General features: G+C 60.5%; 20 protein-coding genes. 6 read left to right on the top strand and 14 right to left on the bottom strand.

The genetic code is table 11. The annotated features are described in order from the left end of the window. From QRN20_RS18290 to hemN, 4 genes are all read left to right on the top strand, one after another. Positions 1-2,454 (top strand): heavy metal translocating P-type ATPase, encoded by a 2,454-nt coding sequence (locus QRN20_RS18290; protein WP_285360921.1) that lies wholly within the window; start codon positions 1-3, stop codon positions 2,452-2,454. Continuing rightward, on the top strand, positions 2,433-2,651 hold the full coding sequence (gene ccoS / locus QRN20_RS18285; protein ID WP_096766723.1) for a cbb3-type cytochrome oxidase assembly protein CcoS: 219 nt from the start codon (positions 2,433-2,435) through the stop codon (positions 2,649-2,651). Before QRN20_RS18290 ends, ccoS begins: the two co-directional genes overlap by 22 nt. 8 nt (positions 2,652-2,659) lie before the next feature. Beyond that, the gene (locus tag QRN20_RS18280) at positions 2,660-3,343 is read left to right on the top strand and encodes a sulfite exporter TauE/SafE family protein (protein WP_096766722.1); all 684 of its coding nucleotides are present in this window, start codon (positions 2,660-2,662) and stop codon (positions 3,341-3,343) included. Between the two features lie 105 nt (positions 3,344-3,448). Then, complete coding sequence (hemN, locus tag QRN20_RS18275; protein WP_096766721.1) at positions 3,449-4,813, top strand: oxygen-independent coproporphyrinogen III oxidase; 1,365 nt, start codon at positions 3,449-3,451, stop codon at positions 4,811-4,813. Positions 4,814-4,832: 19 nt separating this feature from the next. Here hemN and QRN20_RS18270 read toward each other — a convergent pair whose 3' ends face one another. After that, entirely contained in the window at positions 4,833-5,300 is a 468-nt protein-coding gene (locus tag QRN20_RS18270; protein WP_029242808.1) for a FlxA-like family protein, read from the bottom strand. Positions 5,301-5,450: 150 nt separating this feature from the next. Here QRN20_RS18270 and fnr point away from each other — a divergent pair, with 150 nt between their 5' ends. Both fnr and QRN20_RS18260 read left to right on the top strand, forming a co-directional pair. Beyond that, complete coding sequence (fnr, locus tag QRN20_RS18265) at positions 5,451-6,185, top strand: fumarate/nitrate reduction transcriptional regulator Fnr (protein ID WP_004880807.1); 735 nt, start codon at positions 5,451-5,453, stop codon at positions 6,183-6,185. Between the two features lie 63 nt (positions 6,186-6,248). Beyond that, positions 6,249-6,797: an adenine phosphoribosyltransferase gene (locus tag QRN20_RS18260; protein WP_004880806.1), complete on the top strand. Its 549-nt coding sequence runs from the start codon at positions 6,249-6,251 to the stop codon at positions 6,795-6,797. 82 nt (positions 6,798-6,879) lie between these two features. Here QRN20_RS18260 and QRN20_RS18255 read toward each other — a convergent pair whose 3' ends face one another. The 13 genes from QRN20_RS18255 to flhF form a co-directional block, all read right to left on the bottom strand. Beyond that, positions 6,880-7,281, bottom strand: a complete 402-nt coding sequence (locus QRN20_RS18255) for a DUF2802 domain-containing protein (protein ID WP_004880805.1) — start codon at positions 7,279-7,281, stop codon at positions 6,880-6,882. Then, positions 7,282-7,761 carry a chemotaxis protein CheW gene (locus QRN20_RS18250; protein WP_002554262.1) on the bottom strand — a complete coding sequence of 160 codons (480 nt, stop codon included), beginning with the start codon at positions 7,759-7,761 and terminating at the stop codon, positions 7,282-7,284. Between the two features lie 56 nt (positions 7,762-7,817). After that, a complete protein-coding gene (locus QRN20_RS18245; protein WP_029242807.1) occupies positions 7,818-8,681 on the bottom strand; it encodes a CheW domain-containing protein in 864 nt (287 codons plus the stop codon). Between the two features lie 102 nt (positions 8,682-8,783). Beyond that, on the bottom strand, positions 8,784-9,572 hold the full coding sequence (locus QRN20_RS18240) for a ParA family protein (protein WP_004880799.1): 789 nt from the start codon (positions 9,570-9,572) through the stop codon (positions 8,784-8,786). A gap of 44 nt (positions 9,573-9,616) precedes the next feature. Further along, positions 9,617-10,504 (bottom strand): flagellar motor protein MotD, encoded by an 888-nt coding sequence (gene motD / locus QRN20_RS18235; RefSeq protein WP_122425575.1) that lies wholly within the window; start codon positions 10,502-10,504, stop codon positions 9,617-9,619. A 6-nt stretch (positions 10,505-10,510) separates the two neighbouring features. Continuing rightward, the gene (locus QRN20_RS18230) at positions 10,511-11,251 is read right to left on the bottom strand and encodes a flagellar motor protein (protein WP_004880794.1); all 741 of its coding nucleotides are present in this window, start codon (positions 11,249-11,251) and stop codon (positions 10,511-10,513) included. Continuing rightward, complete coding sequence (locus QRN20_RS18225; RefSeq protein WP_043306607.1) at positions 11,251-12,423, bottom strand: protein-glutamate methylesterase/protein-glutamine glutaminase; 1,173 nt, start codon at positions 12,421-12,423, stop codon at positions 11,251-11,253. Before QRN20_RS18225 ends, QRN20_RS18230 begins: the two co-directional genes overlap by 1 nt. A 51-nt stretch (positions 12,424-12,474) precedes the next feature. Further along, the gene (locus QRN20_RS18220; RefSeq protein ID WP_122429102.1) at positions 12,475-14,727 is read right to left on the bottom strand and encodes a chemotaxis protein CheA; all 2,253 of its coding nucleotides are present in this window, start codon (positions 14,725-14,727) and stop codon (positions 12,475-12,477) included. Between the two features lie 33 nt (positions 14,728-14,760). Beyond that, positions 14,761-15,546 carry a protein phosphatase CheZ gene (locus QRN20_RS18215; RefSeq protein WP_029242803.1) on the bottom strand — a complete coding sequence of 262 codons (786 nt, stop codon included), beginning with the start codon at positions 15,544-15,546 and terminating at the stop codon, positions 14,761-14,763. A 19-nt stretch (positions 15,547-15,565) separates the two neighbouring features. Next, positions 15,566-15,940 (bottom strand): chemotaxis response regulator CheY, encoded by a 375-nt coding sequence (locus QRN20_RS18210; protein WP_161627625.1) that lies wholly within the window; start codon positions 15,938-15,940, stop codon positions 15,566-15,568. Positions 15,941-16,195: 255 nt separating this feature from the next. Then, entirely contained in the window at positions 16,196-16,936 is a 741-nt protein-coding gene (gene fliA, locus QRN20_RS18205) for an RNA polymerase sigma factor FliA (protein WP_002554271.1), read from the bottom strand. After that, positions 16,933-17,766: a flagellar synthesis regulator FleN gene (gene fleN, locus QRN20_RS18200; RefSeq protein WP_003412391.1), complete on the bottom strand. Its 834-nt coding sequence runs from the start codon at positions 17,764-17,766 to the stop codon at positions 16,933-16,935. The genes fliA and fleN overlap by 4 nt, the downstream gene beginning before the upstream one ends. Before the next feature lie 115 nt (positions 17,767-17,881). Beyond that, positions 17,882-19,210 (bottom strand): flagellar biosynthesis GTPase FlhF, encoded by a 1,329-nt coding sequence (gene flhF / locus QRN20_RS18195; RefSeq protein ID WP_004880785.1) that lies wholly within the window; start codon positions 19,208-19,210, stop codon positions 17,882-17,884. Positions 19,211-19,220: the final 10 nt, after the last annotated feature.

Genomic DNA, 19,220 nt, shown 5'->3' with positions numbered 1-19,220 from the left:
GTGAACGCGCCCCTGCTCTGCTATCACTGCGCCCTGCCCGTTCCGGCAGGCAGCCGCTTCACCGCCGTCGTGCTCGGTGAAACCCGTGAGCTGTGCTGTCCAGGATGTCAGGCAGTGGTCGAGGCTATCGTCGCGGGCGGTCTGGAACACTATTATGCCCATCGCAGCGAAACCTCCGCCAATCCGGAAAGCCTGCCAACACGTGTGCTCGATGAGTTGGCGCTGTACGACCGCCCGGATGTGCAGGCGCCTTTCGTACGTCATGACGCCGATGTCTCGGAAACCACCCTGCTCATCGAGGGCATCAGTTGTGCGGCCTGTGGCTGGCTGATCGAGCAACGGCTCGGCAAGCTGCCGGGTGTGGTCGAGGCGCGACTGAACCTGTCGAACCATCGACTGCAGGTGCGCTGGATCAGCGATAAGGTTGCGTTCAGCCAGCTGTTGAACACGCTGCGCAACATCGGTTACGTCGCCCATCCCTGGCAGGCCGATCGCGCTGCCGAACGGCTGGCAAGCGAGAACCGGCTTGCACTGCGGCAACTGGGCGTCGCCGGTCTGCTGTGGTTTCAGGCAATGATGGCAACCATGGCGACCTGGCCGGAATTCAATCTGGACCTCAGCCCGTCGATGCATACCATCCTGCGCTGGGTCGCGCTGTTTCTGACCACGCCCATCGTGTTCTACAGCTGCGCGCCGTTCTTTCGCGGCGCATTACGCGATTTGCGCAGCCGCCACCTGACCATGGATGTGTCGGTGTCACTGGCCATTGGTACGGCCTACGTCGCAGGGTTCTGGACCGCCATCAGCGGGACAGGAGAGCTGTACGTCGATGCCGTCGGCATGTTCGCGCTGTTTCTGCTGGCGGGACGCTATCTGGAACGCCGGGCGCGCGAACGCACGGCAGTGGCGACGGCACAACTGGTCAATGTGCTACCTGCCTCGTGCCTGCGCATGAACCCCAGCGGCCAGACCGAACGCATTCTGCTCAGCGAACTGCGCATCGACGATCAGGTGCTGGTGCAGCCCGGCGCAGTGATTCCGGTGGATGGCAGGATTCTCGAAGGTCAATCCAATGTCGATGAGTCATTACTGACCGGCGAATACCTGCCTCGGATGAGAACCGTCGGTGACGGCGTCACGGCGGGCACGCTCAATGTCGAAAACGCCCTGAAGATACAGGTGCTTGCGCTGGGTCATGACACGCAACTGTCCGCCATTGTTCGTCTGCTGGAGCGCGCCCAGGCGGACAAGCCTCGGCTGGCGGGAATGGCGGATCGTGCCGCGCAGACATTTCTGCTGATTTCACTGATTGCCGCTGCGGTGATCGGCATCGTCTGGTGGCAACTCGATCCATCCCGCGCCCTGTGGATCGTTCTGGCGATGCTGGTCGCCACCTGCCCGTGCGCCCTGTCGCTGGCAACGCCCACCGCACTGACCGCTGCGACCGGCACGCTGCATAAACTCGGCCTGTTGGTGACACGTGGTCATGTGCTGGAAGGCCTGAACACAATCGACACCATCATCTTCGACAAGACCGGAACCCTCACCGAGGGTCGCCTGACAGTGCGGGCTGTCCGTCCATTGGCAACGCTGGATGCAGACACGTGCCTGGAGTTGGCTGCCGCGCTGGAAAGCCGGTCCGAACACCCCATCGCCCGCGCATTTGGCCGCGCACCTAAGGAAGCCGGGCAGGTCATGAACACGCCTGGACTCGGCCTGGAAGGCAGTATGGATAATCGTCGCCTGCGCATCGGTCAGCCTGAATTCGTCTGCGCGTTAAGCGATACCCGCGTCCTGCAGATGCCCGACGAAGCCGGCCAATGGCTGCTGCTCGGCGACACCGACGGCCCGCTGGCGTGGTTCGGCCTTGATGACCGGCTGCGCGATGATGCCGTTGAACTGCTCCAGGCCTGCCAGGCTCGCGGCTGGAAAACCCTGCTGTTGTCGGGGGACAGTTCGCCGATGGTGCAGACAGTGGCAGCCACGCTGGGCATCGATGATGCGCGCGGCGGTCTGCGACCTGACGACAAGCTGGCCGTGCTGCAGCAGTTGCAGGCGCAAGGACATACGGTGCTGATGATCGGCGACGGCGTGAATGATGTACCGGCCATGGCCGCAGCCACCATCAGCGTGGCGATGGGCTCGGCCACCGACCTGACCAGGACCGGAGCTGACGCGGTGCTGCTGTCCAACCGCCTGCACAGCCTGATCGACGCCTTTGGGCTGGCGCGACGTACTCGCCGGGTGATTGTCGAAAACCTGCTGTGGGCAGGCTTGTACAATGGCCTGATGCTGCCGTTCGCGGCGCTGGGCTGGATCACACCGGTCTGGGCTGCCATCGGTATGTCTGCAAGTTCATTGATCGTGGTGCTCAACGCCCTGCGCCTGACACGCATGCCGCCGTCAGCACCGCCATTCGTCCCGGAGGTTTCATGCCCGCGCTCTACATCATGATTCCCGCCGCGCTGGTGCTGGTGGCGGTCGCGATCTACATCTTTTTCTGGGCGGTGGACAGTGGTCAGTACGACGACATGGACGGTCCGGCCCACAGCATCCTGTTCGACGATCAGGACCCCGATCATCAGGCCGCGGCGCAACGCAGCACCTCCGATCCCGAAACGCCAAACCGTGCAGGAAAACCTGATGCCTGACGCGCCTCATGCTTGACCTCATTCCGCTGCTGTTTTCCGCGCTCGTGCTGGGGCTGCTGGGCGGCGGCCATTGTCTGGGCATGTGTGGCGGATTGATGGGCGCATTGACCCTGGCCATTCCCCGAGAACAACGTGCACGCCGCATGCAGCTATTGATGGCTTACAATCTGGGCCGCATCGTCAGCTACGCGATTGCCGGTTTCTTCAGCGGACTGGTCGGCTGGGCCGTGGCGAACAGCCCGGGCGCGACGACCCTGCGTGTTGTGGCAGCGCTTCTGCTGATCGCCATGGGCCTGTACCTCGCCGGGTGGTGGAGCGGCCTGACCCGCATCGAGCGCCTGGGCCGAGGCCTCTGGCGCTACCTGCAACCCTTCGCCACGCGCCTGCTGCCGATTTCAAGCATCCCCCGCGCCCTGTTGCTCGGAGCACTGTGGGGCTGGCTGCCCTGCGGACTGGTCTACAGCACCCTGCTCTGGGCTGCCAGTCAGGGCAATGCCATCGACAGCGCCTTGCTGATGCTGGCGTTCGGTCTGGGCACCTGGCCCGTGCTGCTTGCCACCGGCCTGGCCGCCGAACGCACCACCGCACTGCTGCGCAGACGCAGCGTCCGCACCACAGGTGGCGTGCTGGTGATCCTCTTCGGACTCTGGACATTGCCGGGACCTCATCAGCACTGGTTGATGGGCCATTGAGTGATCGAGCCTGCTCGCTGTCAGCCCGGTTGACCCACATCAACACCCGATAAACACGCCCCTCGTATGCTCCGGCGCTCATCACCCCATCCGGGAAACATGCGCATGCTGGACGTCATTCGTTGGGATTCAGACCTGATCCGTCGCTACGACCTCACAGGCCCGCGTTACACCTCGTATCCAACGGCCGTGCAATTCAGAACCGATGTCGGCGCTTTCGACCTGTTGCACGCGCTGCGTGACAGTCGCAAGGCGTTACGGCCGCTGTCGCTGTATGTGCACATCCCGTTCTGCGCCAACGTTTGTTACTACTGCGCCTGCAACAAGGTCATCACCAAGGATCGCGGTCGGTCACAGGCTTATCTGCAACGCCTGATGCATGAAATAGAGATGCTCGCCTGCCATCTCGACCCCGGTCAGATCGTCGAGCAGCTGCATCTGGGCGGTGGGACGCCGACGTTTCTCAGCCATGATCAACTGCGGCAACTCATGGCGCACCTGCGTGCGCACTTCAATCTGTTGCAGGACGACTCGGGAGACTACGGCATCGAGATCGATCCGCGTGAAGCCGACTGGGCGACGATGGGCCTGCTGCGTGAACTGGGCTTCAACCGCATCAGCCTGGGCGTGCAGGACCTGGAACCTGCGGTACAGCGTGCAATCAATCGCCTGCAAAGCCTGGAGGAAACCCGGACACTGGTCGAGGCCGCACGAACGCTGCAGTTTCGCTCGGTCAATATCGACCTGATCTACGGCCTGCCCAAACAGACCCTCGACAGCTTTGCCTGTACGGTTGACGAGGTCATCAGGCTGCAGCCGGATCGCCTGTCAGTGTTCAACTACGCGCATCTGCCCGAGCGTTTCATGCCACAGCGGCGTATCGAAAGCGCCGATCTGCCCTGCCCTGAAACCAGGTTGTCGATGCTGGAGCGCACGGTTTCGCAACTGACTCAGGCGGGTTATCGCTACATCGGCATGGACCACTTCGCCCTGCCTGACGACGACTTGGCTATCGCGCAGGAAGACCGGACGCTGCATCGCAACTTTCAGGGTTACACCACCCACGGGCACTGCGATCTGCTCGGGCTGGGGGTTTCGGCAATCAGCCAGGTGGGCAATCTTTACAGCCAGAACAGCAGCGATCTGAACGACTACCAGACCCTGCTGGCGAGCGATCAACTGGCGACCAGACGGGGGCTGTTCTGCAACGACGATGACCGGATCAGACGCGCAGTGATTCAACAATTGATCTGCCATTTCCACCTGAATTTCGTAAAAACCGGGCAGGCTCTGGCAATCGATTTCAAGCGTTACTTCAGTGATATCTGGCCGCAACTCGACGTCATGGCCGAAGACGGATTGATCGCTCTGGGACGCGACACACTCGACGTGCTGCCTGCGGGACGGCTGCTGGTGCGCGCGGTGTGCAAGGTGTTTGATACGTACCTGTCCCGGCATTTTCAAAGGTGATCTAGGCCAGCCATACGTCTTACATTTTGGCCATGATCAGCATGCCGGCCTTGACCTTGTCGTCATTGCTGGATTTGAGCCTGTTCATCAGCGTGGAAAGGTCATCGCTGGACGTACTGATCTGCGCCTGTAGCATGCTCATCACTGCCTGCAGACCCGCCGCCTTGCTCTTGCGCTCCTCGTCAGTGAGGCTGGGATCCTTGAGCGCCTGCTGGATCTGCAAGGTCAGCTCGGCGATCTGTCGTTGCAGTTCGCGAATGGCTTTCAGCAGCTTCTGAACCGACGCCGGCAAACCACTCTGCTCGATGTCCGCATCCCTGGAAGACGACGAGGCTGCTGCCTTTCCTGCAGCCGACAGGTCGACTTTCACCCCCTCTGACGTAGCAGGCGCGGCGTCGACCTTGACCTCCTGAGGCGAACGGGAAGTCACCGCTGGCGTGGCGACGGCCAGTGTAATGGCGCCTACGGGCGAAGTGGTCAGGGTCATGGTGGCACATCCCGCTGTCATTGAATGAGTACACCGCTATCGGCCGACCGGGACGAACCTTGATACCTGGGAGCACTCGCAGACTGGCCCTACTTGCATTGGGTGAGTTACCCTTACGTCTTATGTGTGTTTTCCCACAAGGAATAAGTGATGTCCGAGCCCGCCAAGTCACGTGCTTCAACCCAGGCTCATTGCAAGGATTGCAGTCTCGCCCCGCTCTGCCTGCCCCTCTCGCTGAACCTCGAAGACATGGAGTCGCTTGACCAGATCGTCAAGCGCGGCCGCCCGTTGAAAAAAGGCGAGTTCCTGTTTCGTCAGGGCGATACCTTCGAGTCGGTCTATGCCGTTCGCTCCGGTGCATTGAAAACCTTCAGCATCAGTGACGCCGGTGAAGAACAGCTCACCGGTTTTCACCTGCCCAGCGAACTGGTCGGCATGTCCGGGATGGACGCCCAGGCGTATCCGGTTTCCGCGCAGGCACTGGAAACCACATCGGTCTGCGAAATCCCGTTCGAGCGTCTGGATGAGCTTTCGGTGCAATTACCACAATTGCGTCGGCAACTGATGCGCGTTATGAGCCGCGAGATCCGAGACGATCAGCAAATGATGCTGCTGCTGTCGAAAAAGACCGCCGACGAGCGCATCGCAACCTTTCTGGTCAATCTGTCGGCCCGCTTCCGGGCACGAGGCTTTTCCGCCAACCAGTTTCGCCTGAGCATGTCGCGCAATGAAATCGGCAATTACCTGGGCCTTGCGGTCGAAACCGTTTCCCGGGTATTCACCCGTTTTCAGCAAAACGAGCTGATCACCGCAGAAGGCAAAGAGGTGCATATCCTCGACCCGATCCAGCTCTGCGCACTGGCTGGCGGCGCCTTCCAAAGCTGATGCGTGCGATCCGGGGCCGGTCGGCTTAAACTGTCGGCCAATCTTGCCCCGGATCACTTTCTGATGATTTTCGATGAATTGAGCTTCAAATCCCTGATACGCCCGGTCGTGGACTTCCCCAAGCCTGGCGTCGTCTTCCGCGACATCACTCCACTCTTCCAGTCGCCCAAGGCCACTCGCCAGGTGATCGACAGCTTCGTGCAGCGCTACATCGAAGCCGACTTCAGCCACATCGGCGTCATGGACGCACGCGGCTTTCTGATCGGATCGGTCGTGGCCTACGAGTTGAACAAGCCTCTGGTGCTGTTTCGCAAACAGGGCAAGCTGCCGGCCGACGTGCTGTCCGAGGGTTACCAGACCGAATACGGCGAAGCGTACCTGGAAGTCCATGCGGACAGCCTGTGCGACGGCGACTCGGTCGTGATGTTCGATGACCTGATCGCCACGGGCGGAACGCTGATCGCGGCGGCCAACCTGATTCGCCGCATGGGTGCTCGGATTCACGAAGCCGCCGCAATCATCGATCTGCCGGAACTGGGCGGTTCGAAACGTCTGCAAGCCATGGCCATCCCCACCTTCTGCCTGACTGAATTCGCGCTGGACGAACAGTAAGGCACTCTGGAGCGGGACCGAGCCGGAAGGAAAGTCAAGGGAAGGAAAAGCCTGGTCACGAATGGACCAGGCTTATCAGCGGTCAGCCCGCCGGATTGCCGTGAAGCTTGGTCATCAGTTGCGCTTCTGCCTGAGTCAGTCCGCAGGACTGGGTCAGCTCGTCAATGCTGGCGCCCATGCCGACCAGACGCGCTGCCTGGGCAAAGGACAGCGTGGAGGGATCGCGCTGTTCCAGTGCCGTGAGCTTGTCGGGCAACGGCGCAACGATGGCGCGCAGTTCGTGCAGAGCCTCACCCATGCGTACCGTGCCGCTCTGGAAGTTGTCCACGCGCCGGGCCAACTCCTTGATACGCTGATCACGCAAGGCAGCCGCCTCGTCACGCTCTGCGTCGAGCTTGCGCTGACGCTTGGTATGGGTCAGGAACATTCCCAGGGTGACTACCCAGAGAATGCCCAGAAAGACGACTGCAACCTCTAGAATCAATCAGATGCTCTCCAGCTCGGACCACTCTTCTTCGGACATCATTTTGTCCAGCTCGACCAGAATCAACAGCTCGCCGTTCTTGTTGCAGACGCCCTGAATGAACTTGGCCGATTCATCGTTACCGACGTTAGGTGCGGTTTCGACTTCGGACTGACGCAAGTAAACCACTTCTGCCACGCTGTCGACCAGAATCCCGACCACTTGCTTGTCGGCTTCGATGATCACGATACGCGTGTTGTCGCTGACTTCAACCGGCGCCAGGCCGAAGCGCTGACGGGTGTCGATCACAGTCACGACATTACCGCGCAGGTTGATGATGCCCAGCACGTAGCTTGGCGCACCCGGTACCGGAGCGATTTCGGTGTAGCGCAGCACTTCCTGGACCTGCATCACGTTGATGCCATAGGACTCATTGTCCAGGCGGAACGTAACCCATTGCAAGATAGGATCTTCGGAACCCTGTGCAGACGACTTATTCATACCCTAACCCCTCACGTGTGTACTCTGCGGGCGACGCGACTGGCGACGACCCATGATTATTTCGACTTGTTCAACTGCTTGACCGCGCCACTGGCTATCAACTCGGCCAACTCTGCAACGTCCAGCAACGCACACATGTGTTCGATCACTGTGCCCGCCAGCCATGGCCGCTGACCACGCTGTGTGCGCCACTTGATTTCGTTCGGATCAAGACGCAAAGAGCGACTGACCTGATGCACCGCCAACCCCCACTCGTACCCTTGAACCGAAATCACATACTGCAAGCCCTGGCGAAAATCGTCGCGGTAGCGATCGGGCATGATCCAGCGCGCGGTATCCAGCACTTTGAGGTTCCCCGCCTGAGAAGGCAGGATCCCGAGAAACCAGTCCGGCTGACCGAACAGAGGCGTCAGCTCCTGCCCTGCCAAAGGATAAATCGACCCCAGGCACACCAACGGCACCGCCAGTGTCAGCCCCGCCACATCGAACAACAGGCATTCGAAGGGCTCGGCAGCCCAGGCCGGACGACCATCGCTGGTCGGTGGCGGCGTGGGCGTACGTTGCGGCGCCATGGTGCTCAGCTCGGCAACCGGCTCGACCAGCTCGACCACCGGAACCTCGACTTCAACCACGGCCTCGGCCACGATCACCGGCGCAACTTCCAGCACCGGCGTCACCACCGGCGCCGCAACGACAACAGGCACCGCTACGGCTGCAGGGGCGGCTACAGCCACTGCGACCGGCTTTACCTGCGACTGCCTGCGCGCATCGAACGCCTGCTCTTCGAGCACCGCCGCCTGAAACTCGTCGATGCTGCTGGCTGGAACCTCCGGTTCTTCGGTCGCGTCCTGAAGCAACGCATCCAGATAGGACTGCAGGGCCAGCTTGGGTCGTGTTGCAACTTCTACAGGGCGGTTCATACCGGGGCCCAACAAAAAATGGAGCGAGTGCAGCCTGATAGAGTTATCGGCCGCATTGAGGCATCACTTGAGCTGACAGCAGAGAAAGAATGTGCGCGCATGTCAGGCCACCTGAGCATTGAGTTGCTCGGCAAGCATATGCTTGAGCAATGCCCGGTACGCAATCACGCCACGGCTCTTGCTGTCGTTCTGCGACGGCGTCAGACCCGCGCGACTGGCATCGCGCAAACGCGTGTCCACCGGCACATAGGCCTGCCAGACATGCTCGGGAAAGCTGTCGCGCAAAAGTTTAAGGGTGCCCATGGAGGCCTGGGTGCGGCGGTCGAACAGCGTCGGCACGATGGTGTAAGGCAACGGCACCTTACGAGAACGGTTGATCATCGTAAGGGTGTTGACCATGCGCTCCAGGCCTTTGACGGCAAGAAATTCGGTCTGCACCGGAATCGCCAGCTGCTGACTGGCGGCCAGCGCGTTGACCATCAACACGCCGAGCAACGGCGGGCTGTCGATCAGTGCATAGTCAAAATCCTGCCACAACTGGGCGAGGCTCTTGGCAATCACCAGCCCCAGGCCACTCTGGCCCGGCGACTGTCGTTCCAGCGTCGCCAATGCCGTACTGGACGGAATCAGCGAGATACGCTGGTCACTGGTCGGCAACAGCAGTTGCCCCGGAAGTCCGTCAGGAACGACGCCCTTGTGCAGAAACAGATCGAAAGCGCTGTGCTCCAGTTCGTCCGGGTTGTGCCCGAAATAACTGGTCATGGAGCCGTGAGGGTCGAGATCGACCACGACGACGCGCTTGCCCGCATCGGCCAGCAGACCGGCCAGGGCAATGGTCGTGGTGGTCTTTCCGACTCCACCTTTCTGGTTGGCTACTGCCCAGACTCTCATTGATGATTTTCCTTCCGTACAGCAACGACCGTACCGATACGATATTAGGGGGCGGGTGACGGAGAATTGACAGTGTTCGCACGTACCGGCGGCTTTGCTGGCACCGGTGCAGTTTGTGTGCCAGCACGCTTCAATGCGGCGTCCGGCTGCGCATTCGCAGTGCCGGTGCTGGTCAGACTGCGCCGCACATCCAGGTTACGGGAGATGACCAGCACCACACGACGGTTCTTGGCGCGCCCGGTAGCGCTGGTGTTGGGGGCAATTGGCTGGAACTCGCCGTATCCGACGGATGCCAGACGCGCCGGATTGACACCGTCGATGGCCAGCATGCGGACGATACTGGCCGAACGTGCCGACGACAGTTCCCAGTTGGTCGGAAACTGCGAAGTGCTGATCGGCTGGTCATCGGTGAAGCCTTCGACATGGATCGGGTTGTCGAAGCGCTTGACGATACCGGCGACCTTTTCAATGATCGTGAACGCCTTGTCGCTGGGCATCGCATCACCGCTGCCGAACAGCAGGCTGGAGTTGAGCTCGATCTCGATCCACAGTTCGTTGCCGCGCACGGTCATCTGGTCGGACTGGATCAGATCGCCAAACGCATCACGTACATCCTGGGCAATGGTCTGCAACGGATCACTGGCCGACGAGGCGATACCGGCGTCGGTTTCTTCACTGTCCTTGAGCAATGGCTCGGACGGTTTGACCGAGACCGGGCGCTGCTCGCCGATGGGGATCGGCTTCATGGTGCGCTCGGTGTCGTTGAACACGCCGACCAGCGCCTGCGACAGAATCTTGTACTTGCCTTCGTTGACCGACGAGATCGAGTACATCACCACGAAGAAGGCAAACAGCAGCGTAATGAAGTCGGCGTAAGACACCAGCCAGCGTTCATGATTTTCGTGTTCTTCGGGCTGACGACGTCGAGCCATGAGGTGTTACTCCATGAAGCCTTGCAGCTTGAGTTCGATGGAGCGCGGGTTCTCACCCTCGGCAATGGACAGCAGACCTTCGAGCAGCATTTCGCGGTAGCGCGCCTGACGATGGGCAATCGCCTTGAGCTTGTTGGCCACCGGCAGCAGGATAAGGTTGGCCGTCGCAACACCGTAGATGGTCGCGACGAACGCCACGGCAATGCCGCTGCCCAACTGACTCGGATCGGCCAGATTGCCCATCACGTGAATCAACCCCATGACCGCACCGATGATGCCCACGGTCGGCGCATAGCCGCCCATGCTCTCGAAGACCTTGGCGGCCTGAATGTCACGGGTTTCCTGGGTGATGAAATCGACTTCCAGGATACTGCGAATCGCTTCCGGCTCGGCACCGTCGACCAGCAATTGCAGGCCTTTGCGGGCATAGCTGTCAGGCTCGGCATCGGCAACCGTTTCCAGGCCCAGCAGGCCTTCCTTGCGGGCGGTCATGCTCCAGCCGATCACGCGGTCGACGCCACCCGGCAGATCGACACGCGGCGGAAACAGCACCCAGCGAATGATTTTCATGGCGCGCATGAAAGCGCTCATGGGCGCCTGCAACAGCGAGGCGCCCAGCGTACCGCCGATCACGATCAGCGCGGCCGGACCATTGAGCAGCGCACTGAGGTGTCCGCCTTCGAGAAAGTTGCCGCCGATGATCGCCACGAACGCCAGAATCAGACCGATCAGACTCAGTACATCCATCAGAGGCACGCCTCGACCAGGTGACGACCGATATCGTCCAGGCTATAGATTGCATCCGCCAGCTCGGCCTTGACGATGGCCATCGGCATGCCATAAATCACGCAGCTCGCCTCGTCCTGCGCCCAGACTGTACTGCCGGCCTGTTTGAGCAGGCGAGCGCCTTCGCGGCCGTCAGCCCCCATGCCGGTCAGCACGACAGAGAGCACCTTGTCGCCATAGGACTTGGCGGCCGAACCGAATGTGATATCCACACACGGCTTGTAGTTGAGGCGTTCATCACCGGGCAGAATCTTCACTGTGCCACGGCTGTCGACCATCATCTGCTTGCCACCAGGTGCCAGCAGGGCGAGGCCCGGACGCAGTACGTCACCGTCCTCGGCCTCCTTGACGCTGATCTTGCACAGCTTGTCCAGGCGCTCGGCAAAGGCCTTGGTGAACGCAGCAGGCATGTGCTGGATGAGCACCAACGGTGCCGGAAAACCGGCAGGCAGTTGCGTCAGCACACGTTGCAATGCCACGGGACCACCGGTCGACGTGCCGATGGCAACCAGCTTGTAGGCCTTGCGCTTCGGCGTGCCCGAGGTGGTCGGATGGGCCGGCGCATGCGTCTGTGGCTGGGCATGGGCTGCATGCGGCGCAGGTGCTGCAGTGCGCGGCGCAATCGTGCGTGCAGGCGTGGTCGATGCAGGTGCCGGCGCAGCGGTACGGGCAGCGGGCGCAGCGGATGAGGAAACCGGAGCAGCAGAAGTGGAACTCGCGCCGCTCAAACGACGGTTACTGCGTGAGATGCTGTTGATCTTCTCGCACAGCAGCTGCTTGACCTTCTGCGGGTTGCGCGAGATGTCTTCAAAATTCTTGGGTAAAAAGTCCACGGCACCGGCGTCCAGCGCATCCAGCGTGACGCGTGCACCTTCGTGCGTCAGCGAGGAAAACATCAGGACCGGGGTCGGGATACGCTGCATGATGTGACGAACTGCCGTTATGCCATCCATCATCGGCATTTCGTAGTCCATGGTGATCACGTCAGGCTTGAGGGCCAGCGCCTGTTCGATCGCTTCCTTGCCGTTGGTTGCCGTGCCGACAACCTGGATGTTGGGGTCCGAAGAAAGAATTTCCGTAACGCGGCGGCGGAAGAAACCGGAATCATCCACCACCAGGACCTTGACTGCCATAAACACTCCAATAGGCGCCGCAGGCAGCCGAAGCTGCCCGCAACCCCAGAATCAAATACGCCGTGCGGCGTAACGCTTGAGCATGCTCGGTACATCGAGAATCAAGGCAATGCGACCGTCACCGGTGATGGTGGCGCCCGACATGCCCGGCGTACCTTGCAGCATCTTGCCCAGCGGTTTGATCACCACTTCTTCCTGACCGACCAGTTGATCGACGACGAAGCCGATGCGCTGGGTGCCGACAGACAGAATCACCACGTGCCCTTCACGCTGCTCTTCATGCGCTGCCGAACTGACCAGCCAGCGCTTGAGGTAGAACAGTGGCAAGGCCTTGTCACGCACGATCACCACTTCCTGACCATCGACGACGTTGGTGGTCGACAGGTCCAGGTGGAAGATTTCGTTGACGTTGACCAGCGGGAAGGCAAAGGCCTGATTGCCCAGCATGACCATCAGGGTCGGCATGATCGCAAGCGTCAGCGGAACCTTGATGACAATCTTCGAACCCTGACCCTTGGTCGAGTAGATGTTGATCGAGCCGTTGAGCTGGGAAATCTTGGTTTTCACCACGTCCATGCCCACACCACGACCCGACACGTCGGAAATCTCGGTCTTGGTCGAGAAGCCGGGTGCAAAGATCAGGTTGTAGCAGTCGGTGTCGCTGAGACGGTCCGCAGCATCCTTATCCATGACACCGCGCTTGACGGCGATGGAGCGCAGCACGTTGGGGTCCATACCCTTGCCGTCATCGGAGATGGACAACAGGATATGGTCGCCTTCCTGCTCGGCCGCCAGAATCACCTTGCCGCCGCGGGACTTGCCGGTGGCTTCGCGTTCTTCCGGGGTTTCGATACCGTGGTCGACCGCGTTGCGCACCAAGTGGACCAGCGGGTCGGCCAGCGCCTCGACAAGGTTCTTGTCCAGGTCGGTCTCTTCACCCACCAGTTCCAGGATGATTTCTTTCTTGAGCTGGCGAGCCAGGTCACGAACCAGACGCGGGAAGCGGCCGAAGACTTTCTTGATCGGCTGCATGCGGGTTTTCATCACCGCGGTCTGCAGGTCGGCGGTTACCACGTCCAGGTTGGAAACAGCCTTGGACATGGCTTCGTCGCCACTGTTCAGACCCAGGCGAACCAGTCGGTTACGCACCAGCACCAGTTCGCCGACCATGTTCATGATCTCGTCCAGGCGCGCAGTATCGACGCGCACCGTGGTTTCGGCTTCTGTCGCGACCGGCTTTTCGCCCGTTGGCGCAGGAGCACGGGCGGGAGCAGGTGCAGCAGCCTTGGCTGGCGCAGCCTCGGCCTTCGCAGCAGGTGCAGGCGCCGCAGCGGGCTTGGCAGCAGGAGCCGGGGCAGCGGCCGCAGCAGGTGCGGGCGCCTTGGCCGCGATGGCCTCAGGCTCGAACTTGCCCTTGCCGTGCAACTCGTCCAGCAGGCTTTCGAATTCGTGATCGGTGATCTCATCCGAAGCTGCAGCCTTGGCCGTCACTGGAGCCTTGGCCACAACGGCCTCGGCAGCAACCGGCGCGACGACAGCAGCGTCGAACGACCCTTTGCCATGCAACTGATCCAGCAATGCTTCGAACTCGTCGTCAGTGATCTCGTCACTGGCCGGTGCGCTGCCGCCAGCCTTGGCCGCAGGGGCCGGCGCTGGAGCAGCATCGACAGCAAACTTGCCCTTGCCGTGCAACTGATCGAGCAGGGATTCGAATTCCTGATCGGTAATCTCGTCGCTCGACGAGGCCTGAGCGGCCGGGGCTGCAGCAGGTGCTGAAATCGGCTTGGAGCCGTGCAGCGAGTCGAGCAACTGTTCGAATTCGTGGTCGGTGATGTCGTCACCGCCAGCAGCCTCGGCAACCGGAGCAGCCACTTCGGCCACCTCAGCTACAGGCTCGGCAACCGCATCATTGGACTGTGGTTCAGCCAGACGCGACAGCGCCGCCAGCAGTTCCGGCGTCGCAGGCGTCAGGTCAGTACGTTCGCGCACCTGGCCGAACATGCTGTTGACGGTGTCCAGTGCTTCCAGGACCACGTCCATGAGCTCGGAATCAACGCGCCGCTCACCCTTGCGAAGGATGTCGAACACGTTTTCGGCGATATGGCAGCACTCCACCAGCTCATGGAGCTGGAGGAAGCCGGCGCCCCCTTTTACAGTGTGAAAACCGCGAAAAATTGCATTGAGCAGATCAGCATCATCCGGTCGGCTTTCCAGCTCGACCAATTGCTCTGACAACTGCTCCAGAATTTCGCCGGCCTCTACCAGAAAATCCTGAAGGATTTCTTCATCGGCGCCGAAGCTCATGGGGGTGCTCCCTAAAATTAACCGTCAACAGACCTAGAAGCCGAGGCTCGATAGCAGATCGTCTACATCATCCTGTCCGGATACGACGTCTTCACGTTTATCGGCATGAATCTGCGGACCTTCACCCTTGGCGAGATGTTTTTTAGGATCTTTTTCTGCAAGGATGGATTCTTCGTCATGTTCGATGCCTGCGAAGCGATCGACATGGCTGGCCATGAGCACCAGTTTGAGCAAATTGCCTTCCACTTCAGTGACCAACTGCGTGACACGCTTGATCACCTGACCGGTGAGGTCCTGGTAATCCTGGGCGAGCAGAATGTCATTGAGGTGCGCGGAAACCTCGTGAGTTTCCTTCTCGGTACGCGTCAGAAAACCATCGACCCGCTTGGCGAGATCGCGAAATTCCTCGGCACCGATTTCGCGGCGCATGAAGCGCCCCCAGTCTTCACTCAACGCCTTCGCGTCGGCGCTCAGACCGTTCATGACCGGCGTGCTTTCCTCGACCAGATCCATGGTGCGGTTGGCCGCATTTTCGGTCAGCCGCACGACGTAACCCAGACGCTCGGTGGCATCCGTGATCTGCGATACCTCCTCGGCCTGAGGCATGTGCGGATCGATCTGGAAGTTGACGATTGCACTGTGCAGCTCACGAGTCAGCTTGCCCACTTCCTGATAAAGGCCGCGGTCGCGTGTCTGGTTGAGCTCATGGATCAGTTGCACAGCTTCGCCGAAACGACCTTTTTCAAGGCTGGTGACGAGTTCCTGCGCGTGTCTTTTCAGGGTCGACTCAAAGTCGGCCATCGAATCATTGTTATCCATAGCGCCCTCGCGGCATGCATCAGCTATTGACGCGTTCAAAGATCTTTTCGATCTTCTCTTTCAGCGCTTGAGCCGTGAATGGCTTGACCACGTAACCGTTCACCCCGGCCTGTGCAGCTTCGATGATCTGCTCACGCTTGGCTTCAGCGGTGACCATCAGCACGGGAAGGCTCTTGAGGCGCTCGTCCTGACGGACCTGGCGCAACAGATCGATACCGGACATGCCAGGCATGTTCCAGTCCGTCACCAGAAAGTCAAAGGCGCCGCTCTGCAGCATCGGCAGCGCGGTCAGACCGTCGTCCGCTTCCGATGTGTTGGTGAACCCCAGATCACGCAACAGGTTCTTGATGATCCGCCTCATCGTTGAGAAGTCATCAACGATGAGGATTTTCATGTTCTTGTCCAATTCGACCTCCAAGCAGTCTTTAACGCGTTCAGCACCTGAACACGCTGTTCACTCAATACTGGCACAGCACACCCCCGGCTGTACGAAACGACGACGGGCTTGGCAAAACGACAGGTACAGACCTGAACGAACAGCCCATCGAGGCACCGCCCGACAGGCTCCTGCCTTGTCTATCCTGTTACCACGTAACGCTCTGCACAGCCGGCTTGAAGCCAATGTGCGGACCAGGCCGCACCTTGACTGTCAACGCGCTCGCCACTCCCCCAAACGCCCTCGCAAACGAGCTGCGCACTGGCTGTGTAACTGACTGACCCGCGATTCGCTGACCCCCAGGACCTCTCCGATTTCCTTGAGGTTCAGCTCTTCGTCGTAGTACAGCGCCAAGACCAGACGCTCACGCTCCGGCAAATTGGCAATCGCATCGGCCAGGGCTGCCTGGAAGCGCTCGTCTTCCAGGTCCCGTGACGGTTCAAGCGAACCGCTGGCACCGTCCTCGTGCAGCCCTTCATGGTCGCCGTCCTGAAGCAGGTCGTCGAAACTGAAGAGGCGGCTGCCCAAGGTGTCATTCAAAATCCCGTAATAATCATCGAGACTCAACTGGAGTTCGGCAGCAACCTCGTGATCTTTAGCGTCACGTCCGGTTTTCGCTTCAATTGCGCGAATTGCGTCGCTCACCATGCGCGTATTGCGGTGGACCGAGCGAGGCGCCCAGTCACCCTTGCGCACTTCGTCGAGCATGGCGCCACGAATACGGATACCCGCATAGGTCTCGAAACTCGCACCCTTGGTGGAATCGTATTTGGTCGAGACTTCGAGCAGACCGATCATGCCGGCCTGAATCAGGTCCTCGACCTGCACACTGGCTGGCAGGCGAGCCAGCAGGTGATAGGCGATACGTTTGACCAGAGGCGCATAACGCTCGATCAGCTCGTACTGCGAATTCCGGGAAGCCTTGCTGTACATCTGATAGCCGCTCGCTGTCATTGGACAGGCCCCGCACTGGTCTGGTGAACGAGTCGTTCGACGAAGAATTCAAGGTGACCCCGTGGGTTGGCCGGCAACGGCCAGGTGTCGACCTTCTGGGCAATGGCCTTGAATGCCAGCGCGCATTTGGAGCGCGGGAAGGCTTCGTAGACGGCACGCTGTTTCTGAACGGCCTTGCGCACGCATTCGTCGTAGGGCACAGCCCCGACATACTGCAGCGCAACATCCAGAAAGCGGTCCGTGACCTTGGTCAGCTTGGCGAACAGATTGCGGCCTTCCTGAGGGCTCTGGGCCATGTTGGCCAGCACCCTGAAACGATTCATGCCGTAGTCGCGGTTGAGCAACTTGATCAGTGCGTAGGCATCGGTGATGGACGTCGGCTCGTCGCAGACCACCAGCAGGACTTCCTGCGCGGCGCGTACGAAGCTGACCACCGATTCACCAATGCCGGCTGCCGTGTCGATCACCAGCACATCGAGGTTGTCGCCAATCTCGCTGAACGCCTGGATCAGACCGGCATGCTGGGCAGGCGACAGATGAACCATGCTCTGGGTGCCGGAAGCGGCAGGCACGATGCGCACGCCGCCCGGCCCCTGGAGAAGCACGTCGCGCAACTCGCAACGGCCTTCTATGACATCGGCGAGCGTGCGTTTGGGTGTCAGCCCCAGCAGGACATCGACATTTGCCAGACCCAGATCGGCGTCAAGAAGCATGACGCGTCGACCGAGCTCAGCCAGGGCCAGTGAGAGGTTCACTGACACGTTAGTCTTACCGACGCCACCTTTGCCGCCAGTCACCGCAATAACCTGTACGGGATGCATGCTGCCCATGTTATTTCTTTACCTTGTCTTGCGTAGACCGAAGCCACATTGGGGGCTGCACGTTCGCGAACGAACAATGCCTGGCAGACCATCGATGCAGGGACATTCCAATAGTCTCCATCACTTAACCTACCCTTTTGCCAGGTGAGTGATAGAGGTCGGCAAACATATCAGCCATCGCTTCTTCGCTAGGCTCGTCCTGCATTTGCACGCTGACCGCGCGACTCACCAACTGGTGGCGACGCGGGATGTGCAAATCGTCAGGAATCCGTGGTCCGTCCGTGAGGTAGGCCACCGGCAATTCGTGACTGATTGCCAGGCTCAGAACTTCACCCAGGCTGGCGGTTTCATCCAGCTTGGTCAAAATGCATCCGGCCAGGCCACAACGCTTGTAACTGTGATAAGCCGCCGTCAGTACCTGCTTCTGGCTGGTTGTGGCCAGGACCAGGTAGTTACGCGACTTGATGCCACGACCCGCCAGGCTTTCCAGTTGCATGCGCAACGCAGGATCACTGGCTTGCAGCCCGGCGGTATCAATGAGGACCACACGCTTGCGCAGCAGAGGCTCAAGGGCCTGTGCCAGCGACTGACCGGGATCGACGTGAGTCACCGGCACGTTGAGGATGCGGCCCAGTGTCTTGAGCTGCTCCTGGGCACCGATGCGGAAACTGTCCATGCTGACCAGCGCAATGTTCTGCGCGCCGTATTTCAGTACATAACGGGCGGCCAGCTTGGCCAGCGTGGTGGTCTTGCCCATGCCGGCAGGACCGACCATGGCAATCACACCGCCCTCTTCCAGTGGCTCGACATCCGGCACGGCAATCATGCGCGCCAGATGGGCCAACAGCATGCGCCAGGCCTGACGAGGCTCGTCAATGTCCGGAATCATCGACAGCAGGTCACGCGACAGCGGGCCGGACAGGCCGACGCGTTGCAGGCGACGCCACAGGTTGGCCTGTTGCGGACGGCTGCCCTGCAACTGGGTCCAGGCCAGGGAGCCGAGTTGGACTTCCAGAAGCTCGCGCAGGCCGTTCAATTCGGACCGCATCGATTCGAAAGCACGTTGACCGCCTGCAGGCTCGGCTGCGGGAGCCGGTGCGTAGGCAAACGGACGTGGCGGCTCTTCGAGTGTCGGTTCGATGTGGGTGTCGGTCGCGCTGATCGACTTGCCGGAAAACAACTGAAGATTGACCGAGGCATCGCTGTCGCTGCGGTTGTTCAGTTCAGCCTGGGCGGAGACGATGCGCGACTGGGTCTTGCGCAGCTCGTCTTCGAGTTCCATGTTGGGAACGCGTGGCGCCAGCGCAGACAGCTTGTAATCCAGAGCGGCGGTCAACTCGACGCCACCGGCGATGCGGCGGTTGCCAATGATGGCCGCCTCAGCGCCCAGCTCATCGCGAACCAGCTTCATGGCTTGACGCATATCGGCGGCGAAAAATCGCTTAACTTGCATGACTCACTAC

This window comes from Pseudomonas sp. fls2-241-TYG-175, from assembly GCF_030209155.1.
GTDB classification, from domain to species: domain Bacteria; phylum Pseudomonadota; class Gammaproteobacteria; order Pseudomonadales; family Pseudomonadaceae; genus Aquipseudomonas; species Aquipseudomonas viridiflava.
The sequence above is the reverse complement of the archived record's forward strand: the minus strand, read 5'-3'. Positions and strand labels throughout refer to the sequence as shown.